General features: G+C 62.9%; 20 protein-coding genes. 13 read left to right on the top strand and 7 right to left on the bottom strand.

The features are described 5' to 3' along the window. The first annotated feature begins 109 nt into the window (after positions 1-109). Together AC0L2U_RS26940 and AC0L2U_RS26945 are read left to right on the top strand one after the other, a co-directional pair. Positions 110-1318, top strand: a complete 1209-nt coding sequence (locus tag AC0L2U_RS26940; protein ID WP_127397416.1) for an acyltransferase family protein — start codon at positions 110-112, stop codon at positions 1316-1318. A 97-nt stretch (positions 1319-1415) separates the two neighbouring features. Continuing rightward, complete coding sequence (locus AC0L2U_RS26945) at positions 1416-2474, top strand: glycerophosphodiester phosphodiesterase family protein (RefSeq protein WP_128362729.1); 1059 nt, start codon at positions 1416-1418, stop codon at positions 2472-2474. Positions 2475-2745: 271 nt separating this feature from the next. Here the strand turns inward: AC0L2U_RS26945 and AC0L2U_RS26950 are convergent, their stop codons facing one another. Further along, entirely contained in the window at positions 2746-3633 is an 888-nt protein-coding gene (locus AC0L2U_RS26950) for an aldo/keto reductase family oxidoreductase (protein ID WP_128289642.1), read from the bottom strand. Positions 3634-3724: 91 nt separating this feature from the next. Between AC0L2U_RS26950 and AC0L2U_RS26955 the strand changes: the two genes are divergently transcribed. Next, positions 3725-4624: a LysR family transcriptional regulator gene (locus tag AC0L2U_RS26955; RefSeq protein WP_127810683.1), complete on the top strand. Its 900-nt coding sequence runs from the start codon at positions 3725-3727 to the stop codon at positions 4622-4624. A 194-nt stretch (positions 4625-4818) separates the two neighbouring features. Here AC0L2U_RS26955 and rpsI read toward each other — a convergent pair whose 3' ends face one another. From rpsI to AC0L2U_RS26970, 3 genes are all read right to left on the bottom strand, one after another. After that, positions 4819-5301, bottom strand: a complete 483-nt coding sequence (gene rpsI / locus AC0L2U_RS26960; protein ID WP_023810272.1) for a 30S ribosomal protein S9 — start codon at positions 5299-5301, stop codon at positions 4819-4821. A 1-nt stretch (position 5302) separates the two neighbouring features. Then, entirely contained in the window at positions 5303-5767 is a 465-nt protein-coding gene (gene rplM, locus AC0L2U_RS26965; protein ID WP_013532205.1) for a 50S ribosomal protein L13, read from the bottom strand. A gap of 209 nt (positions 5768-5976) precedes the next feature. After that, positions 5977-6441: a PaaI family thioesterase gene (locus AC0L2U_RS26970; RefSeq protein WP_127810682.1), complete on the bottom strand. Its 465-nt coding sequence runs from the start codon at positions 6439-6441 to the stop codon at positions 5977-5979. Between the two features lie 150 nt (positions 6442-6591). Between AC0L2U_RS26970 and AC0L2U_RS26975 the strand changes: the two genes are divergently transcribed. From AC0L2U_RS26975 to AC0L2U_RS27005, 7 genes are all read left to right on the top strand, one after another. Beyond that, on the top strand, positions 6592-7413 hold the full coding sequence (locus AC0L2U_RS26975) for an enoyl-CoA hydratase (protein WP_127810681.1): 822 nt from the start codon (positions 6592-6594) through the stop codon (positions 7411-7413). A 10-nt stretch (positions 7414-7423) separates the two neighbouring features. Then, positions 7424-7846, top strand: a complete 423-nt coding sequence (locus AC0L2U_RS26980) for a VOC family protein (protein ID WP_127322812.1) — start codon at positions 7424-7426, stop codon at positions 7844-7846. Then, positions 7846-8622: an AAA family ATPase gene (locus AC0L2U_RS26985; protein ID WP_127329671.1), complete on the top strand. Its 777-nt coding sequence runs from the start codon at positions 7846-7848 to the stop codon at positions 8620-8622. Before AC0L2U_RS26980 ends, AC0L2U_RS26985 begins: the two co-directional genes overlap by 1 nt. After that, positions 8619-9383 (top strand): GNAT family N-acetyltransferase, encoded by a 765-nt coding sequence (locus AC0L2U_RS26990; RefSeq protein ID WP_127810680.1) that lies wholly within the window; start codon positions 8619-8621, stop codon positions 9381-9383. Before AC0L2U_RS26985 ends, AC0L2U_RS26990 begins: the two co-directional genes overlap by 4 nt. Further along, positions 9370-9891 (top strand): CoA-binding protein, encoded by a 522-nt coding sequence (locus AC0L2U_RS26995; RefSeq protein ID WP_128289644.1) that lies wholly within the window; start codon positions 9370-9372, stop codon positions 9889-9891. Before AC0L2U_RS26990 ends, AC0L2U_RS26995 begins: the two co-directional genes overlap by 14 nt. Before the next feature lie 225 nt (positions 9892-10116). Then, positions 10117-11397, top strand: coding sequence for an O-acetylhomoserine aminocarboxypropyltransferase (locus AC0L2U_RS27000; protein ID WP_473602885.1), 1281 nt, complete (start codon positions 10117-10119; stop codon positions 11395-11397). A gap of 6 nt (positions 11398-11403) precedes the next feature. After that, complete coding sequence (locus AC0L2U_RS27005; protein ID WP_127258223.1) at positions 11404-11754, top strand: cupin domain-containing protein; 351 nt, start codon at positions 11404-11406, stop codon at positions 11752-11754. A 55-nt stretch (positions 11755-11809) separates the two neighbouring features. On the opposite strand, the gene AC0L2U_RS27010 is transcribed toward AC0L2U_RS27005, so the two are convergent. Together AC0L2U_RS27010 and AC0L2U_RS27015 are read right to left on the bottom strand one after the other, a co-directional pair. Next, a complete protein-coding gene (locus AC0L2U_RS27010) occupies positions 11810-12694 on the bottom strand; it encodes an AraC family transcriptional regulator (RefSeq protein WP_473602886.1) in 885 nt (294 codons plus the stop codon). 273 nt (positions 12695-12967) lie between these two features. Beyond that, positions 12968-14218, bottom strand: coding sequence for a cytochrome P450 (locus AC0L2U_RS27015; RefSeq protein WP_127396708.1), 1251 nt, complete (start codon positions 14216-14218; stop codon positions 12968-12970). A 103-nt stretch (positions 14219-14321) separates the two neighbouring features. Here AC0L2U_RS27015 and AC0L2U_RS27020 point away from each other — a divergent pair, with 103 nt between their 5' ends. Beyond that, positions 14322-15425, top strand: a complete 1104-nt coding sequence (locus AC0L2U_RS27020; RefSeq protein ID WP_127396707.1) for an NAD(P)/FAD-dependent oxidoreductase — start codon at positions 14322-14324, stop codon at positions 15423-15425. 17 nt (positions 15426-15442) lie between these two features. On the opposite strand, the gene AC0L2U_RS27025 is transcribed toward AC0L2U_RS27020, so the two are convergent. After that, the gene (locus AC0L2U_RS27025; protein ID WP_473602887.1) at positions 15443-16033 is read right to left on the bottom strand and encodes a hypothetical protein; all 591 of its coding nucleotides are present in this window, start codon (positions 16031-16033) and stop codon (positions 15443-15445) included. A gap of 338 nt (positions 16034-16371) precedes the next feature. On the opposite strand from AC0L2U_RS27025, the gene clpP reads away from it, so the two are divergent. Next, a complete protein-coding gene (gene clpP / locus AC0L2U_RS27030; protein ID WP_013532191.1) occupies positions 16372-17001 on the top strand; it encodes an ATP-dependent Clp endopeptidase proteolytic subunit ClpP in 630 nt (209 codons plus the stop codon). Between the two features lie 297 nt (positions 17002-17298). Beyond that, positions 17299-18573, top strand: a complete 1275-nt coding sequence (gene clpX, locus AC0L2U_RS27035) for an ATP-dependent Clp protease ATP-binding subunit ClpX (protein ID WP_013532190.1) — start codon at positions 17299-17301, stop codon at positions 18571-18573. Positions 18574-18706 lie beyond the last annotated feature (133 nt).

Consider the following 18706-nt stretch of genomic DNA (forward strand, 5'->3'; position numbering starts at 1 on the left):
TTTCATCGGGGTGCAACAACTACAGAACCGGCACGGAAGATGCCAGTCACAGCTTGGCGAGACGGAATGGCGCTGCCCGAGTGCCACGGCAAGACAGGATTGTATCATCATGACGCAGACCGCGTTTCTCAACCCCACCCTTGTCGTGGCGTCGGCCCGCACCGGCACGGTCGCCGGCGAACGCTTCCTGGTGCTCGATTCGTGGCGCGGCATCTGCGCGCTTCTGGTGGCGCTGTTTCACTTTCCGACCGCTTCGACGATTTCGCAAAGCGCCTTCATCGGTTCGTCCTACCTGTTCGTCGATTTCTTCTTCGTCCTCTCCGGTTTCGTCATCGCCAGCAGCTACGGCGATCGGCTGAACCAGCCGGAACAGGTCGCGCGCTTCGCACTGGTCCGTTTCGGCCGCATCTACCCGCTGCATCTGCTCATGCTTGCCGCCTTCGCCGGCTTCGAGTTGCTGCGGCTGATGCTGCCGCAATTGCACGGCACCGGGGCTGCCCCCTTCAGCGGAGGCTTCGACCTCGGCAGCCTGCTTGCCAATCTTCTTCTGCTCCAGGGTGTCGGTTTCGAGGATCAATTGACCTGGAATGCGCCAAGCTGGAGCATTTCGGCCGAGTTCTTCGCCTATCTCCTGTTTGCTGGCGTGGTCTTCGTCGCCGGCGCGCGCGCCTGGATATGGTTCGTCGCCGCCGCCGTCACCGCGCCGCTGTTCCTGCTCGGTTTCTCGACCCATCATATGGATGTGTCCTTCGATTTCGGCTTCATCCGCTGCCTGTACGGCTTCTCGCTCGGCGCCTTGCTGGCCTGGTTTCAGCATGATTCCATTGCAGGGGCGCGACAGGCCCTCGCCAGGAGCGGCCCGCGGATGGACTGGACCCTTGCCGAAATCGTCATGGTGACCGTCATCGTGCTTTTCGTCTCGCTGGCGGGCGGCAATGATTTCGGCATCGCGGCACCCCTGGTGTTCGCGCTGGCGCTGTTCCTGTTCGCCCATGAGGGCGGCTGGATCAGCGCCTTGCTGAGAACCCCGTTCATGTTGACGCTCGGCGCGCTGTCCTACTCGATCTACATGGTCCACATTTTCGTCCAGGCGCGCCTGATCAACATCGCCGGGCTCGTCGAGCGCAAGCTCGGCCTCGGCCTGATGGGCGATTTCATGCTGCGCGGCCAGCCTGCCACCGGCTTCGGCGCCGGCTGGACCGGAGCATTGGCGATCGTCGTCATGCTCGCGGCCACCATTGCCGCCTCCTGGATCACCTGGCGTTTTGTCGAGATGCCGGCCATGGCGTGGTTCCGCCGGCTCTCGAAACGCATCTGACGCGCACTCCCCGCGAACAACCGCTAGCCGGCTTCGTTCACCTGGATGTCACGAGGGTCGCCTATCCCGATCTCGATCCGGCAAGGAGCGATTCTCGATGCGGACCATCTGGCTGAGCCTTCTGTTTTCCTCGGCACTTGTGGCCTTTTCTGACCAGTCATTGGCCGGCGAGACCCGCGCCAGGCAGATTCTTGACCGCTTCGAGCACGCCAACCAGTGGCGCGACCACGTCATGGTGGTCGCGCATCGCGCCGGCAGCATGCAGGCGGGCAAGACGCTCTACGCGGAAAATTCGATTGCCGCCGTGGAGGGGTCGATCGCCATGGGCGCAGAAATCGTCGAGGTCGATATCAGGCGCTCGAAGGACGGTGAGTTCGTCGTCATGCATGACAGCTGGCTCGACCGCACCACCACCTGCAAGGGCGAGGTGGTCAAATACACCCTGGCCGAACTGAAGACCTGCAGGCTGGTGGTCGAAGGCACCGGTGCGGTGACGGGTGAAACAGTCTCGACGCTGCGCGAGATGCTGATGGCGACCAGGGACAGGACCCTCATCAACCTCGACAACAAGCTCGACGTCGGCGACCTCTCGGGCATGATCGCGGTGGCTCGCGATCTCGGCATGGCCGAGCAGGTTATCGTCAAGGAGAATTTGTGGAACCAGAACCGGATCACCACGGTCCAGGCGGCAATGACCGCTATCGGCGGCGGCTTCCAGTTCATGCCGATCATCGCCGATGACGCGGTGCGTGATGCCGGCTTCGCCCGGACGGTCGGCCATGCCTTTTCGCCGCGCGCAATCGAGCTGATCAACTGGCGGGCAGGCGCCGAGACGCTGACCGAGACCGGCGGGCCGTTGTTCAGCACGCGCATGCGCGCGGCCGCGGTCAGGGGCAACTGGCACATCTGGGCCGACACCTACGCCATCGCCAACAAGCCGGGAGGCTTCCTGGCCGGCGGCCGCGGCGACGAACTGGCGGTGCAGGCCAGCCTGCCGCGCGAAGTCTGGGGTTTTTGGGCCGATCGCGGCGCCACAATCATCCAGACGGACGAGCCGAAGGCAGCCATCGTATGGCTGACGGCGAATGGTTTTCGCGTGCCTTATGCCGACGAGGCGCGGCCGGCTGAGCCGGCGAACACGGCGAGCATCAACTAGCAATTCGACGCTGGCGCTGTCACCCACCTTGGGAACGCCGGCGCCATCACCCCACCCGGCGCTACGCGCCGACCTCCCCATCGAGGGGAGGTGGAGGTCGCCGCCAGTCTCGACGCATTGAGTAGACCGCTGAGCCGGCAGGCGTTGCAAGGGTGTCTGTATGTAAAGCGCGGCGCCCTACCTCCCCTTGATGGGGAGGTCGGCGCGTAGCGCCGGGTTGGGTGACAGCCGAGACCCAACAGGCAGCATATGCTCCCGGTGGGGCGCCCTATCAAGCAGCCATCGCCATCCCATCCAACTCCCCAAGCACATCATCCGAAAGCTCCAGTTCGGCAGCCGCGAGGTTCTCCCTGAGATGTCCGACCGACGATGTGCCGGGAATCAGCAGGATGTTGGGCGCGCGGCGCAGCAGCCAGGCGAGCGCAACCTGCATTGGCGTGGCGCCGAGGCGTGTTGCGACGTCCGACAGGGTGGAGGATTGCAGCGGGTTGAAGCCGCCGAGCGGGAAGAACGGCACATAGGCGATGCCGTCGCGGGCAAGGTCGTCGATCAGGGCGTCGCCGCCGCGATGCGCAAGATTGTACTGATTCTGCACGCAGACGATCTCGGCGATACGGCGCCCTTCGGCGATCTGCGCCGGCGTCACGTTGCTCAGCCCGATATGTTTGACCAGGCCTTTCTGTTGAAGCCCGGCCAGCACGGTGAGCGGCGCTTCGATCGACCCTTCGGCTGGACCATGGGTATCGAACATGATGCGCAAATTGACCACATCGAGCACCTCGAGCCCGAGATTGCTTAGATTGTCATGCACGGCCTGGGTCAGCTCTTCCACGGAAAAGGCCGGCAACCACGATCCATCCGCGCCGCGCCGGGCGCCAATCTTGGTGACGATGACGAGATCGTCAGGGTAGGGCGCCAGCGCTTCGCGGATCAAAAGGTTGGTGACGTGCGGTCCATAGAAGTCGCTGGTGTCGATGTGGTCGACGCCTTGCGTCACGGCCTCGCGCAGCACGGCCAATGCCGCGTCATGGTCCTTGGGCGGCCCGAACACGCCGGGTCCGGCGAGTTGCATGGCACCGTAGCCGAGCCGCTTCACGGTGTGGCTGCCAAGCTTGAAGGTGGCGGGGGCGAAGGTGCCGGATTGTTGGATGTTGGACATGATTGATCTCCTTTGAGGAGGCAGAGATAGGCGCTGCCCAACCTCGTGATAATCCGGTACAATCCACACAGGCCGTGCGGAATGGCGAACAATGATGGACCTCAGCGATCTGAACGCCTTCGTGGCGGTGGCGCGCGCCGGCGGTTTTCGCGATGGCGCGCGTGCGAGCGGCGGCAGCGCCTCCGGCTTGAGTGAGGCGGTGCGTCGCCTGGAAGTGCAGCTCGGTGTCAGGCTGTTCAACCGCACGACGCGCAGCGTTGTCCCGACCGAGGCGGGCCTCAGCCTGCTGGAGCGGCTCGGTCCGGCGCTGTCGGAGGTGGAGGCGGCGCTGGACGTGGTGAACGGCTTTCGCGACAGGCCGGCGGGCTCGCTGCGTCTCAATGTGCCGGTCAGCGCCGCGCGGTTGATCTTGCCCGATATCGTGCCGGGTTTCCTCGCCGCCTATCCCGGCATCCGTCTGGAAGTGATCGCCGATGAGAACTTTGTCGATGTGCTGGCGGCCGGGTGTGACGCCGGCATCCGCTATGACGAGCGGCTGGAGCAGGACATGATCGCGGTGCCGATCGGACCGCGCGTGCAGCGCTTCGCCACCGCTGCCAGCCCTGCCTATCTTGCTCGTCATGGGCGGCCGCAACACCCGAGCGACCTGCTTGGCCACTCTTGCGTGCGCGGGCGCTTTTCCAGCGGTGCGATGCTGCCTTGGGAGTTCGAGCGCGACGGTGAGGTGGTGCGGGTCGATCCGACAGGGCCGCTGATCGTGCGGATCGGCGGCGCGACCGATCTTGCCGTCGATGCGGCCATCGCCGGCACCGGCATCATCGGCCTCTTCGAGGGCTGGCTTCGCCCCTACTTCGAAAGCGGCGCGCTTGAGCCCATTCTCGAACCGTGGTGGCCGAGTTTTCCCGGACCGTTCCTCTATTATCCCGGCCGGCGGCTGGTGCCGGCCCCGCTGCGGGCGTTCATCGACTATATCAAGGGCGGCAAGGCCTGACCTGTTTATGCCGGCGCCTTCACCCCACCCGGCGCTACGCGCCGACCTTCCCATCGAGGGGAGGTAGGGCGTCGCGCTCTTCTACCTCCCCTCGATGGGGAGGTCGCGCAGGCGCGGGTGGGGTGACTGCCGAGCCGCAAACAAAAAGGCCGCCCGGGGGGCGGCCTTTTCGATTGTCTGAAGCTGCGAAGTGCTTAGCGCTTCGAGAACTGGAACGAACGACGGGCTTTCGCCTTGCCGTACTTCTTGCGCTCGACGACGCGGCTGTCGCGGGTCAGGAAGCCGCCCTTCTTGAGCACGGCGCGCAGCGTCGGCTCGTAATAGGTCAGCGCCTTGGAGATGCCGTGACGCACGGCGCCAGCCTGGCCGGAGAGACCGCCGCCGACAACGGTCGCGACGATGTCGTACTGGCCGGCGCGGTTGGAGGCGATGATCGGCTGGTTGAGGATCATCTGCAGGACCGGACGCGCGAAATAGGTCGCGAATTCCTTGTCGTTGACGATGATCTTGCCGGAACCCGGCTTCACCCAGACGCGCGCAATGGCGTTCTTGCGCTTGCCGGTGGCATAGGCGCGGCCCGACTTGTCGAGCTTCTGGACGTGGACGGGGGCTGCCGGCTGGGTATTGGTGTTGCCGGTGGCGGCGCCCAGTTCTGCGAGCGAGGAAAGCTCAGCCATCTTATGCGACCTTCTTGTTCTTGGCGTTCAGCTTGGCCACGTCGAGCACGACGGGCTGCTGTGCGACATGCGGATGCTCGGCACCTGCATAGACGCGCAGGTTCTTCATCTGGCGACGACCGAGCGGGCCACGTGGGACCATGCGCTCAACGGCCTTCTCGACGACACGCTCGGGGAAACGACCCTCGAGCAGCTGGCGCGCGGTGCGCTCCTTGATGCCGCCTGGGTGGCCGGTGTGCCAGTAATAGACCTTGTCGGTGAACTTCTTGCCGGTGAACACCACCTTGTCGGCATTGATGACAATGACGTTGTCGCCGTCGTCGACATGCGGGGTGAAGGTCGGCTTGTGCTTGCCGCGAAGATGATTGGCGATGACAGTGGCCAGACGACCGACGACGAGACCTTCGGCGTCGATCAGGATCCACTTCTTCACCACATCCGCAGGCTTCTGCGAAAAGGTTGTCATGTTTTCTGCTCTCGGTTCTGACCTTCATAAAAGAAGGCGTTTCTTGTTGCTTGGATTGTCGGAAGGACGCTGTCCGCCGCCAATAACAAAACGGCGGCCTTTGCGGGCTTCGTGAGGGCTTATAGGCGAGGGTGGTGATCGCGTCAAGGCGCGCGAAAAGGAGAATATCTGACAAAATGCGGCGAAAACAATAAGTTAAGTGAAAGGTATTATTTTACCACATCGCCATTCCGCTTCGGCGGGATCGAATAGGTGCCGGTGGCGTGCGCCACCGTGTGCCCGTCCGGGCCGGCAACGATGTCGATATCGAACACCATCAGGCTCTTGCCCAGCTTCAGGATGCGGCAATGGCCATCGATCGGTCCGGCCTCGGCCTTGCGCACGAAATTGATGTCGAGGTTGACGGTAACGGAAAGCGCATCCGGCCCGGCATGGCTGAGCACGCAGACGTAGCCGCCAATGTCGGCCAGCGTGAACAGCGAAGGGCCGGACACCGTGCCGCCCGGACGTAAGTGCCGCTCGCCGGCGTTGAGCCGCACGGTGCAGCCGCCGGGGAACACGTCGATCGCCTCGAAATATTTGAACTGCTCGTTGAGCTGCGGATAGACGGTCTCCATCAGCGCATTGACTTGTTGCGCGGTCAGAACCGGCTTCAAATTGATTTGGGCGGGCATGTCGGTCCCTCGTTTTGGCCGACCTGTATGGGCGCGGCGCGGCATTTCTGACAACCTTCGTCCCCTGGCGCAAGCGATCGGTGTTGGACGAAACCTGATCCGGTATTAGATACTCTGGCAGCCCCAGGCGGAATCGCGGAGACCTTATCCATGGCCGAAATCCTTGCCATCAAGCCTGCCGCCGTTGAAGGGCCGGTTGTTGCACAACTGGACAAGGGCGTGCTGCGCCTGACGCTCGCCAATCCGCCCGCCAATGCGCTGTCGCTGGCGGTGATGGCGGCGCTGACGGCCGAACTCGAGCGCGCCAAGGCCGACAAGGCCGTTCGCGTCATCGTTTTGTCGGCGGCCGGCAAGGTGTTCTGCGCCGGCCATGATCTCAAGGAAATGACGGCGCGCCGCACTGACGCCGATCATGGCAAGACCTTCTTCGCAGAGACGTTTGCCGCTTGTGCGACGCTGATGCAGGCCATCGTGCGGCATCCCTTGCCTGTCATCGCGGAAGTCGACGGCCTGGCCACCGCCGCCGGGCTGCAACTGGTCGCCAGCTGCGATCTGGCGATCGCCTCACATGAGGCTACCTTCTGCACGCCGGGCGTCAATATCGGGCTGTTCTGCTCGACGCCGATGGTGGCGCTGTCGCGCAACGTTTCGCGCAAGCATGCCATGGAGATGCTGCTGACCGGAGAGACGATCGATGCGGCGACCGCCAAGGAGTTCGGCTTGGTCAACCGCGTCGTGCCGCGCGAATACCTGAATCAGATCGTCACCAAATACGCGCAAACCATTGCTTCCAAATCATCTTTGGTGGTCAAGACCGGCAAGGAAGCCTTTTACGCCCAGGCTGAAATGGGGCTGGCCGACGCCTATGCCTATACCGGCCGGATCATGGTCGAGAACATGCTTGCGCGCGACGCGGAGGAGGGCATCGGCGCCTTCATCGGCAAGCGCAAGCCGGAATGGAAGGACGAGTAAGGAGAACGTCATGGAGCCGCGCATCTCCATCATCACCATTGCTACCGATGATCTAGACCGCGCCGTGCGCTTCTACGAAGAGATGGGCTTGAAGCGGCATGCCGGCATCACCGACGGGGTCGCCTTCTTCCAGATGGGCGGTGTCATCCTCGGCCTGTTCCCGCGCGCCAGCGCAGAAGAGGATTCCGGCATCGCCTTCGCCGCGGCGCCATCGGCGGTCTACCTCGCCTACAACACTCGTTCCGACGCCGAAGTCGACGACGTGCTCGCCAGGGCGGAAAAAGCCGGCGGCCGCATCGTCAAGCCGGCCGGCCGGGCCTTTTGGGGCGGCTGGTACGGCTATTTCGCCGACGCCGACGGGCATGTCTGGGAAGTGGCGCACAATCCGGCCTTTCCGATCGCGGAAGACGGCACGATTTCGCTACCCGGCTGATGGCCCATCGCAAGCAGCTGACGCGGCTAAAGGCTCCCTATCTGAAGCGCATCCTGCTCGACGCCGAGCGCGTGGCGGACTGGGAGAAATATCCCTGGAACCTGCCGCTGTTTCGCGGCCATGAGTTCGAACTCGAATTCACCACGCCGATCACCATCATTGTCGGCGAGAACGGCACCGGCAAATCGACGCTGCTCGAGGCGATCGGCGCACTGGCCGGCTATGACGAAGCCGGCGGCGGCAAGGGATATATGCCAGTCGACCATTCCAGCGCCATCGACAAGAGTGGTGCTGCGTTGGCCAACGCATTCCGTGGTCACTGGCTGCCGAAAGTCACCGCCGGCTGGTTCTTTCGCGCCGAATCCTTCTACTCCGTGGCCCGCTATCTCGATCAGGCAGCGCTGGAATCTGGCGGGGCGCCGCCGGACTTCCTGTCCTGGTCGCATGGCGAGGGCTTTATCCGATTTTTCGAGGAGCGCTGCCGCAGGCAGGGCATCTACATCCTTGACGAACCCGAGAGCGCACTGTCGCCGACGCGACAGATCGAGCTGCTCAAGATGCTGCGGCGCATGGACCAGTCGGGCACCGCGCAAGTGATCATGGCGACGCATTCGCCGTTGCTGATGGCTTGTCCCGGCGCGCGGCTGTTCCGCATCAGCCGCTTCGGGCTCGACCCGACCGATTTCAGCGATACCGATCATTTTCGCATGATGCGCGACTTCTGTACCGATCCGCAGGCGTTCATGGAGGAAGCGCTGCGGGAGGATGACGCGTGAGCGCCGGCGACGATGATCTCAACTGGCGCGTCGAGCAGGCATGCCGCGAAGGCTGGCCGGCGGCGACCGGGGCGGTCTTTGATGGCTGGCTCCTGCGGCGCTCCGGCGGACGGATCCGGCGCACCAATTCGGCCAATCCCTTGCGCGGCCAGCGTGGCGCGCCTGATGCAGTCATCGGCGCCGCCGAGTCCTTCTACATCGGCCACGGCCAGACGCCCTTGTTTCGGGTTCCCGACATCGCCGGCGAGCTCGAAGCCGCACTCGACCATCGCGGCTACCAGCCGGAAGGCGGCACGATCCATCTCCATGCCGGGATCGGCGACCTGGCTGAAGTCCGCGATGAGCAGGTCACCGTTTCGAAAGTGCCGGGCGAGGACTGGCTCGCGGCGCGGTTCCGCATGGGGACCTTTGACGACGCCGAGTGCCGCATCTTTCGCGAGATGACCGGGCTGATCGTCGGCGACCGGGCGTTCGTATCCTGTGAACGCGACAGCGAAATTGCCGCCTTGGCATATGGCGTCATCCGCAATGGCCTGCTTGTGGTGGAATCGGTTGAAACCGATGGCCGTTTCAGGCAGCAAGGTCTGGGCCGCAAGACTGTCGGCGGCCTCATCGGCTGGGCGCGGCGCGCAGGGGCTCACGCCGCATGCTTGCAGGTGGTGGTCGACAACACGCCGGCTCGCGCTCTCTATGCCTCGCTTGGGTTCAGCCGTGAACTTTACCGATACCACTACCGCAGGAAGCCGCATGAACCACGATAGCTACGACAACACCTACATCGCCGGCATCCTCAATTCGGTGAAGACCATCGCCATGGTCGGCGCGTCCGCCAATGATGTGCGGCCAAGCTATTTCGTGCTGAAATATCTGCTGGCCAAGGGATTTTCGGTGTTTCCGATCAATCCTGGGCAGGCCGGCAAGGAGATCCTCGGCCGGATGACCTATGCGAGGCTCGCGGATATTCCCGAGCCGATCGACATGGTCGATGTCTTTCGCGCGCCGGCGGCGGTGCCCGGCATCGTCGACGAGGCGTTGCGTCTCGATCCCTTGCCGAAAGTCATCTGGATGCAACTTGGCGTTCGCCATGACGAGGCCGCCGCGCGCGCCGAGGCGGTGGGCATCAAGGTGGTGATGAACCGCTGCCCCAAAATCGAATACGGCAAGCTGTCCGGCGAGATCGGCTGGACCGGCGTCAATTCCGGCGTGCTGTCGTCGAAGAAGCCGCTGATGCGGTCGGGATTCCAGAGTTTTGGCGTGCGCCAGAAGTAGGACACGTCGCTAAAAGTGCGCGGCGGTTTTGGGATAACGACATGCACCAAAAGCAAGGCCTGATGCGCAATGCGCCTTGGGCGCAAAATTATTCCTTAGCCCATTGCATTTTCTCGGGCCTCGGCCGCAGATCGTTCGCCGAAGGGCATTTTCTTCTTTGCATTCGCGCTCATGCTTCGCCAAGAATGCCCGGCGATTTCAAGAGTTTCAAAAGGGAGGTTTTCAATGACCCGCACGCCAGGTTTCAACACGCTCGCCGTCCATGCCGGTGCCAAGCCCGATCCAGCGACCGGCGCGCGTGCCACGCCGATCTACCAGACGACCTCCTTCGTCTTCGACGATGCCGACCATGCCGCGTCGCTGTTCGGGCTCAAGGCCTTCGGCAACATCTACACCCGCATCATGAATCCGACGCAGGCGGTGCTGGAAGAGCGCATGGCGGCCCTCGAAGGCGGCACGGCGGCACTCGCGGTCGCCTCCGGCCACGCCGCGCAGGTGATCGTGTTCCACAGTCTGATGCAGCCGGGCGACAATTTCGTCGCCGCCAACAAGCTCTACGGCGGTTCGATCAACCAGTTCGGCCATGCCTTCAAGAATTATGGCTGGGAGGTGCGCTGGGCCGACACCAACGACATCTCGACCTTCGAGAGCCAGATCGACGACAGGACCAAGGCGATCTTCATCGAAAGCCTGGCCAATCCGGGCGGCACTTTCGTCGACATCGAGAAGATCGGCGACATCGCGCGCAAGCATGGCCTGCCGCTGATCGTCGACAACACGCTGGCTTCGCCCTACCTGATCCGGCCGATCGAGCATGGCGCCGACATCGTTGTCCATTCGCTGACCAAGTTCATCGGCGGCCACGGCAATTCGATCGGTGGCGCCATCGTCGACGGCGGCACCTTCGACTGGTCGAAGTCGGGCAAATACCCGATGCTGTCGGAACCGCGCCCCGAATATGGCGGCCTCGTCCTGCACGAAACCTTCGGCAATTTCGCTTTCGCCATTGCCGCGCGCGTGCTCGGCCTGCGCGATCTCGGTCCGGCGATCTCGCCCTTCAACGCCTTCCTCATCTTGACCGGCCTGGAGACCTTGCCGCTGCGCATGCAGCGCCACTGCGACAATGCCGTCACCGTTGCCGCCTGGCTGTCCAACCATCCTAAGGTTGCGTCGGTGAACTACCCCGGCCTGCCCTCAGACAAGAACAACGCGCTGCAGAAGAAGTACTCGCCGCTTGGCGCCGGCGCCGTGTTCACCTTCGCTCTCAAGGGCGGCTATGACGCCGGCGTCAAATTCGTCGAGGCGCTCGAGCTGTTCTCGCACCTGGCCAATGTCGGCGACACCAAGTCTCTGGTCATCCACCCGGCCTCGACCACGCACCGCCAGCTTTCCGACGAGCAGAAGGTCAAGGCCGGCGCAGGACCGGACACGGTGCGGCTTTCGATCGGCATCGAGGACGTCAACGACATCGTCGCCGACCTCGAACAGGCGCTTGCCAAGGTCTGACCGATCATGAGCGAGTCAAAATTTCTTGCCATCGGCGTCGACACTGTCGACGCCGAACAGGGCGCGCCGGCGCCGGATCGGCTGATCTCGGGCGATCCCAAATTCCGCACCTGGAATGTCGAGGAGCGCGACGGCGGCCTTTACGCCGGCATCTGGGAATCGACCCCGGGCAAATGGCGCATCGTCTATGACGAATGGGAGTTCTGCCACATCCTGTCCGGCGTTTCGGTGATCGCGGAGGACGGTGGGCAAGCGCGCACCGTTCGGGCCGGCGACAGCTTCGTGCTCAGGCCTGGCTTCAAAGGCAGCTGGGAAGTGCTTGAAACGACTCGCAAGGAGTACGTGATCAAGCTTTGATCTCGCGTCGCCATGATGCTCGCGATCGGAAGGGACAGACCGCTGTCCTGCCGAGCTATTTCAGAGGCAGAAAGAGTTCAACGACCACTTCGCGTAGCGGTCCCTCCGGGAAGTGGGACAGATGTCGTTGGCAATAGATCGGAAAGTCGCGTGCTTCCTCGCCGCTGGCCGGAAGCCATTCACGATAAAGGTAACGTGCTGCGGGTTCGAGATTGTTGGTATTGCCGGGATAGCGCAGCACCGCGCAACGACCGCCGGGAATCACGCCAGCCTTCATCTGCGCGTCATTCGCCTCGATCGGCCGGTCGGTCCCGGCACAAATGTCCATGCTGTAGTCAGCCGGGACCGCGGGCTCCCTTTCGGAACGGAAGATGTTGAAGGTCGGGCTTGTCTCGGGCGACAAGCCCGCGGCCTTACGCCAGGCGATGAACCGCTGGATGGTGTCCTGGAGCGTCGCCCGGTCTCCGCGGTGCTCCATGATCGCCACCGGCGTCGGGGGCACATCGCGGATCGTCACGTCGTCGTGTTCAAAGATTATCTGCATGAGCGTGTTCCTTGCTTTTTCGAGGGGCCCGAAGGCCATGAGCCACGACCCCCAGTCGGGAGATTTCCGGAACGACGAGGGCGATTGCCCGAACCGTTGCCGAAAGGCGCGGGCGAAGGCATCCGGCGCGTCGTAACCGGCATCCATGGCTATGTCGGTGACGCTTTGGGCGTCACTTTCGGCAAGTCTGTACGAAGCACGCTTCATGCGGGCGAGCTGGACATAGCGATGCACGGACACCCCGAAGGTGGACGTGAACTGCCGGTGGAAATGGTATTTCGAGAACGCCGCGACACCGCTCAACGCCTCCAGCCCCAGATCGTCATCCAGATGCTGGTCTATATGGTCCAGCACCCGCTGCATTCGAGCCTGGTAGTTTTCAAGTGCGGCCTTCAACGTCTCTTTCTCCGTGACGACACCAGTTAGGCCTTTCCGGATATGTCGCGCTCGACCGATCTTGCGATTTGGCATGGATCAACAGGGGCTGCCAGCAACGGCCTTCAGGCTCTCCCCCAAGCTTGTGCTGCCTGCTTATGACTATTTCGCTGGAACTGGCTGAGATAGCTTCCGGTGCCTTGTCGTGGAAGGGCATGTCGTAGGCGGTCCGGTGAGCAGACCTTGTGGTTGCGGCTGGCGCCATGGTGAAATAGGCCGGCGGCCCAGCGGTACTCAAAAGCCGACGGCGAGCGTTTCCAGCCCATGGAAATGGTAAGTGTCCCGAAAGCGCGCCTCTTCGGCAAGATGCAGCTTCGGATGCCGTTCAAACAGGGTTTTCAGCGACACCTGCAATTCGAGCCGGGCGAGCGGCGCGCCGATGCAGAAATGGATACCGGCGCCGAAGGAGACGTTCTTCTGGTCGGCCCGGTCGGGCCGGAAGGCGAGAGGATCGGCGAAGGCGCGCGGGTCATGATTGGCCATGCCCAGCAGCAGCCCGATCGTCTGGCCCGGCTGCACGACGATGCCGGGCGCGACCTCGATCTCCTGATAGGCATAGCGCGCGAACATGTGCAGCGGCGCGTCGAAGCGCAGGCATTCCTCGACCGTTGCCGCGGTCGCCTCGGGCGAACCGAAGAAGCGGCTGACATCGCCACCTTGCATAAGGATCGAGCGGACGGCATTGCCGGTCTGATGCACGGTTGCTTCATGGCCGGCATTGAGCAGCAGGATCGCCGAGGACACCATCTCGTCCTCCGACAGCCTCTCACCGTCCTCCTGCGCCGAGATCAGCAGCGACAAAAGGTCGTCGCCGGGATTTCGGCGTCGCTCGGTGACGTAGCCACGGAGGAAATCCGCAAATTCGCGGGCGGCGCGGTTGGCCGTCTCTTCGATCGCGCGTGTGCGGCCATGCATGTACATGGCAACCATCTGGTGCGACCAGTCGAGCAGTTGCGGCCCCATTTCGACCGGGACGCCGAGCATTTCGGCAATGATGGTGATCGGCAAGGGCGCCGCGAAAGCAGGCAACAGGTCGACCGTCTTGCCTGGTTCGAAACGGTCGATCAGGTCGTTGGCCAAAGCCTCGACACGCGGCCGCAGCCTTTCGACCTGGCGCGAGACGAAGGCGCGGTTGACCAGTGTTCTCAGCCGCGTGTGCACCGGCGGCTCCAGTTCCAGCATCGAATTGGCTTCGACGCCGTCGAAGGCCCTGAGATGGCTGCGGTCCTGTCCAATGCCGCGGCTGTCTGGAATGCCGGCCGGGTTCTGCCGGCCGAAGCGGCGATCGCGCAGCAGCCGGTTGACGTCGTCGAAACCGCCAAAGCACCAGAAGCCGAATTCTTCCCAGAAGAATGCATTCGATACGCCGTGCAGGAAAGCATAGGCATCATAAGGGTTTTGAAAAAAGGCCGGCTCGTGCGGGTCGAGCCGCAGATGTCGAGTGGCTGGATCAAAGGCCAGGGCGGTAGGCGTCAATTTGCTCATGCCAGACCAATAGCGCGGCTTGCCAGCTTGGTTCCAGACCGTATGTTGGCGCCCGCAATCCAATACGTTGAGCCAGCCAACCGGCTGCGGAAAGTCTGATTTGATGAAGGTGATCGTTGTCGGCGCGGGTATTGCCGGTCTCTCGACGGCGTGGTCGCTGGTCAAGGCCGGCCACAGCGTTTCGATCGTCGAGCAAGGGCCGATCCCAAACCCGATGGCCGCGTCGGGCGACCATCATCGCATCATCCGCCGCGCTTACCGCGCGGGGACCGGCTACGGCCGGCTGATCACCGAGGCCTACCAGGCCTGGGACGAGATGTGGGCCGATCTCGGCGAAAGCCACCTCGATCCCAGAGGATTTGTCTGCATTTCGCGCGAGCCGGGCGACGAGGCCGAGGAATATCGCGAGGGTCTGGAGGAAGGCAATTTTCCGTTCGAATTGCTGGAGCCGGATGCAGCCGTGATGCGCTGGCCGTTTCTGGAAGCCGGGTCGTTTCGCTACGCCTATTTCTCGACCGAAGGCGGCGCCCTGCATTGCCGCAAGATCGCGTCGGGCCTGGCAAAGTGGCTGCGCGCCAACGGCGCCAATGTCTACGAAAATAGCAAGGTCGTCGAAGTCGACGCCGAAGCCGGCCACATCGTGCTCGAAAGCGGTGAGACCATGCAGGCCGACCGCATCGTCGTCGCCGCCGGCGCCTGGGTGCTAAAACTGTTTCCGGAGCTGGACGGCGAGCTGAAGACCTATCGAACCGCACTTGCCTATGTCGAACCGCCGGCCGACCTCGATGCGGCCTGGCAGGCGGCACCGGTTGTCCTCGATGTCGGCGGCGCGATCGACGGCTATGTGATCCCGCCCTCCGGCGGCGCCGGCATGAAATTCGGGTCCGGCCTGCACAGGGTGCCGACCAGCGACGCCGATTGGAACCGTCAGCCGGTGGCGGGCGAGGGCGAGGCGATCCGCAACCTGTTTTCGCCGCCGATCGCCCGCATCGAGGACTATCGGGTGACCGAGGTCGTCACCTGCGCCTACACTTTCACATCAGACGAAAAATTCATGGCGCATGAAAAGGGCAAATGCCTTGTTGTCTCGGCATGCTCCGGTCACGGCTACAAGTTCGGCGCGGCGGTCGGCAGGCGCGTTGCCGCTGCTGTCGGCGATGGGGATATTGCCGGCTTGAAGGCATGGCTGCGGGCGGAGGTCGCCTGAGCGCCGCCGGGGGTGACCTAATCCTGGCAATGCCTGGGAATATGCACCCGCCGCCAGCCCGATGAACCCTCGCGAACCAGCACACGACGCGCGACGGTCTGGTAGGAGGCGGGAACATCGATGACGCGCCTTTGCTCCGGCCGCACCAGCACCTCCTGGGCGATCCTGTCGTATTGTGCGGGGATGACCACGCGCCGCGTGCGTTCGGGCTGGATCACCACGGTTTTGGCGACACGTTCGTAGCGCGCCTTGTGCCAGACCTTGCACAGCACTTTGCGGCCATGGATGACGCGCCATTCCCAGGAATAGCCGCCGCCATCGATCCGGACCGTGCGGTAGACGGTGCGGGTGACGGCCGGCACGACCTGGTAGGTCACTTGCGCCGGAACGGTCATCACGACGCGCTCGCGGGTGCCATAGATAGGGGCGATATAGTCGACCTGCTGACCGGGCGGACTGATCATCACGTCTTCATAGACCGTGTCGTAGACGGCCGGACTGCGGACCGGCTCATAACATTCGACGGCGCGGCCGCCGGCCGCCGTCTGCGAAATCGTGCCGAGCATGGTCAGGCCGGCGATGGTGAAGCATGCGGTTTTCCCGGGCATGACACTTCCCCTGTTGAACTCTACGCATAAGTTCAACGTTGAATTGTAGAGGAAGCCGTCTCGGAAAAAAGCGGTTTCGGCGCATTTCGTTAAGTGACGCGGTTAAGAAACTGCTACCTTGCGCGGCCGGCCATGCGGCTCCGGACCCGCGGAAGCATCCGCCGGCCCGAATCCTTGGTCAGAAAGCTTGATTCGACTTACCCAGATGGCTAGGAGGGGTCGGCCTTGCACAAGGATGAGCCGGCATCCTATTTACGGAATAACGATCCAGAACCGATTCTGCCCGATCTGCCGGCATTCCCGGCGCCGGAATCCCACCGCGAGATAAGAGATATCTGATGAAGAACCCCGTCGAAACCTACATGAACCTCGTTCCGATGGTGGTCGAACAGACCAATCGCGGCGAGCGGGCCTACGACATTTTCTCGCGCCTCCTCAAGGAGCGCATCATTTTCATCACCGGTCCGGTCGAGGACGGCATGGCGACGCTGGTCTGCGCGCAGCTTTTGTTCCTCGAAGCCGAGAATCCGAAGAAGGAAATCAACCTCTACATCAATTCGCCGGGCGGCGTCGTCACCTCCGGCATGGCGATCTACGACACCATGCAGTTCATCAAGCCGGCCGTGTCGACACTCTGCATCGGCCAGGCGGCTTCGATGGGTTCGCTGCTCCTGACCGCCGGTCACAAGGACATGCGCTTTGCCACGCCGAACGCCCGCATCATGGTTCACCAGCCTTCCGGCGGCTTCCAGGGCCAGGCGTCCGACATCGAGCGCCATGCCCTGGATATCATCAAGCTGAAGCGTCGCCTCAACGAGGTCTACGTCAAGCACACCGGCAAGAGCTACGAAGAGATCGAGAAAACGCTCGACCGCGACCATTTCATGACCGCCGACGAAGCAAAGGATTTCGGCCTCATCGACAAGGTTATTTCGTCGCGCGAGGCGGCCGAAGGGGCGCTGGCATAAAGGCAAGTTGGCAGTTGGATGGCACCATCACGCGCTTTTGGCGCGTCTTGCGGCATTTCGGCCACAATTGGCTGTTCCCTCGGGGGACAGGATTGCCTACGTTAAGGCTATGTTGAGTTTCGGCGGCTTAGCTTTATGCGGGGTTGTCGCGAATCATTGCCACGTTTTCTGATTTGTGTTTCGTACGGAATGCGTTGCGGGAGCCGGGACACACTGGCGGCGGCGGATTCCCGCGATAGATAGAGTATGCGCCCTTTCAGCCAGACCATCGGCGGGCGGCCATGAAAGGACATGAAAATGAGCAAGGTCGGCAACAACAGCGGCGATTCCAAGAACACGCTTTACTGCTCGTTTTGCGGCAAAAGCCAGCACGAAGTGCGCAAGCTGATCGCCGGTCCGACGGTCTTCATCTGCGACGAGTGCGTCGAACTCTGCATGGACATCATCCGTGAAGAGAACAAGACCTCGATGGTGAAGTCGCGCGAAGGCGTGCCGACACCGCAGGAGATCCTCAAGGTTCTCGACGACTATGTCATCGGTCAGCCCTACGCCAAGCGCGTGCTGTCGGTGGCGGTCCACAATCACTACAAGCGCCTCGCACATGCCGGCAAGAACAACGATGTCGAACTGGCGAAGTCCAACATCCTTTTGATCGGTCCGACCGGTTGCGGCAAGACGCTGCTCGCGCAGACGCTGGCCCGCATCATCGATGTGCCCTTCACCATGGCTGACGCGACGACGCTGACCGAAGCCGGCTATGTCGGCGAGGACGTCGAGAACATCATCCTGAAGCTGTTGCAATCGGCCGACTACAATGTCGAGCGCGCCCAGCGCGGCATCGTCTACATCGACGAGATCGACAAGATTTCGCGCAAGTCGGACAATCCCTCGATCACCCGCGACGTGTCGGGCGAGGGCGTGCAGCAGGCGCTTCTGAAGATCATGGAAGGCACCGTCGCCTCCGTGCCGCCGCAGGGCGGCAGGAAGCACCCGCAGCAGGAGTTCCTGCAGGTCGACACAGCCAACATCCTGTTCATCTGTGGCGGCGCCTTCGCCGGGCTGGACAAGATCATCTCGGATCGCGGCCGCAAGACCTCGATCGGTTTCGGCGCGGTCGTCGCTTCGCCCGAGGATCGCCGCACTGGCGATGTCTTCCGCCTGGTCGAGCCCGAGGATCTGTTGAAGTTCGGTCTTATCCCCGAATTTGTCGGCCGTCTGCCGGTCCTGGCGACGCTGGAAGACCTCGACGAACCGGCGCTGATCCAGATCCTGACCGAGCCGAAGAACGCGCTGGTCAAGCAGTATCAGCGGCTGTTCGAAATGGAGAATGTCGACCTGACCTTCCACGAGAACGCTCTTTCGGCGATCGCCAAGCGCGCCATCGAGCGCAAGACCGGCGCGCGCGGCCTGCGTTCGATCATGGAGGCGATCCTGCTCGACACGATGTTCGAGCTTCCCGCGCTCGAAGGCGTGCGCGAAGTGGTGATTTCGGAGGAGGTGGTGACCGGCAGTGCCCGGCCGCTCTACATCTACTCCGAGCAGAAGGAAAAGAAGGGCAATGTCAGCGCCTGACATCATGAGCCCGCAGCGAAATTCTGAAACGGCGCCGCAAGGCGCCGTTTTGCTGTCACACAGGGCTTTTGCGCGGCGTACGGCTTGGCGTCGCAAATGTGTCACTCGCGGACGGGTTGGAAGTGCGGATTTG

Source organism: Mesorhizobium sp. WSM4808, from assembly GCF_055811675.1.

What these genes read in the sequence shown, in the direction of transcription:
- AC0L2U_RS27000 (WP_473602885.1), top strand. Translation starts at nt 10,117, where the DNA reads ATGACCCGCACGCCAGGTTTCAACACGCTCGCCGTCCATGCCGGTGCC.
- AC0L2U_RS27015 (WP_127396708.1), bottom strand. Translation starts at nt 14,218, where the DNA reads ATGAGCAAATTGACGCCTACCGCCCTGGCCTTTGATCCAGCCACTCGA.
- clpP (WP_013532191.1), top strand. Translation starts at nt 16,372, where the DNA reads ATGAAGAACCCCGTCGAAACCTACATGAACCTCGTTCCGATGGTGGTC.
- AC0L2U_RS26940 (WP_127397416.1), top strand. Translation starts at nt 110, where the DNA reads ATGACGCAGACCGCGTTTCTCAACCCCACCCTTGTCGTGGCGTCGGCC.
- AC0L2U_RS26945 (WP_128362729.1), top strand. Translation starts at nt 1,416, where the DNA reads ATGCGGACCATCTGGCTGAGCCTTCTGTTTTCCTCGGCACTTGTGGCC.
- AC0L2U_RS26950 (WP_128289642.1), bottom strand. Translation starts at nt 3,633, where the DNA reads ATGTCCAACATCCAACAATCCGGCACCTTCGCCCCCGCCACCTTCAAG.
- AC0L2U_RS27025 (WP_473602887.1), bottom strand. Translation starts at nt 16,033, where the DNA reads ATGCCCGGGAAAACCGCATGCTTCACCATCGCCGGCCTGACCATGCTC.
- AC0L2U_RS26970 (WP_127810682.1), bottom strand. Translation starts at nt 6,441, where the DNA reads ATGCCCGCCCAAATCAATTTGAAGCCGGTTCTGACCGCGCAACAAGTC.
- rpsI (WP_023810272.1), bottom strand. Translation starts at nt 5,301, where the DNA reads ATGGCTGAGCTTTCCTCGCTCGCAGAACTGGGCGCCGCCACCGGCAAC.
- AC0L2U_RS26985 (WP_127329671.1), top strand. Translation starts at nt 7,846, where the DNA reads ATGGCCCATCGCAAGCAGCTGACGCGGCTAAAGGCTCCCTATCTGAAG.
- clpX (WP_013532190.1), top strand. Translation starts at nt 17,299, where the DNA reads ATGAGCAAGGTCGGCAACAACAGCGGCGATTCCAAGAACACGCTTTAC.
- rplM (WP_013532205.1), bottom strand. Translation starts at nt 5,767, where the DNA reads ATGACAACCTTTTCGCAGAAGCCTGCGGATGTGGTGAAGAAGTGGATC.
- AC0L2U_RS26955 (WP_127810683.1), top strand. Translation starts at nt 3,725, where the DNA reads ATGATGGACCTCAGCGATCTGAACGCCTTCGTGGCGGTGGCGCGCGCC.
- AC0L2U_RS26980 (WP_127322812.1), top strand. Translation starts at nt 7,424, where the DNA reads ATGGAGCCGCGCATCTCCATCATCACCATTGCTACCGATGATCTAGAC.
- AC0L2U_RS26995 (WP_128289644.1), top strand. Translation starts at nt 9,370, where the DNA reads ATGAACCACGATAGCTACGACAACACCTACATCGCCGGCATCCTCAAT.
- AC0L2U_RS27005 (WP_127258223.1), top strand. Translation starts at nt 11,404, where the DNA reads ATGAGCGAGTCAAAATTTCTTGCCATCGGCGTCGACACTGTCGACGCC.
- AC0L2U_RS27020 (WP_127396707.1), top strand. Translation starts at nt 14,322, where the DNA reads ATGAAGGTGATCGTTGTCGGCGCGGGTATTGCCGGTCTCTCGACGGCG.
- AC0L2U_RS26975 (WP_127810681.1), top strand. Translation starts at nt 6,592, where the DNA reads ATGGCCGAAATCCTTGCCATCAAGCCTGCCGCCGTTGAAGGGCCGGTT.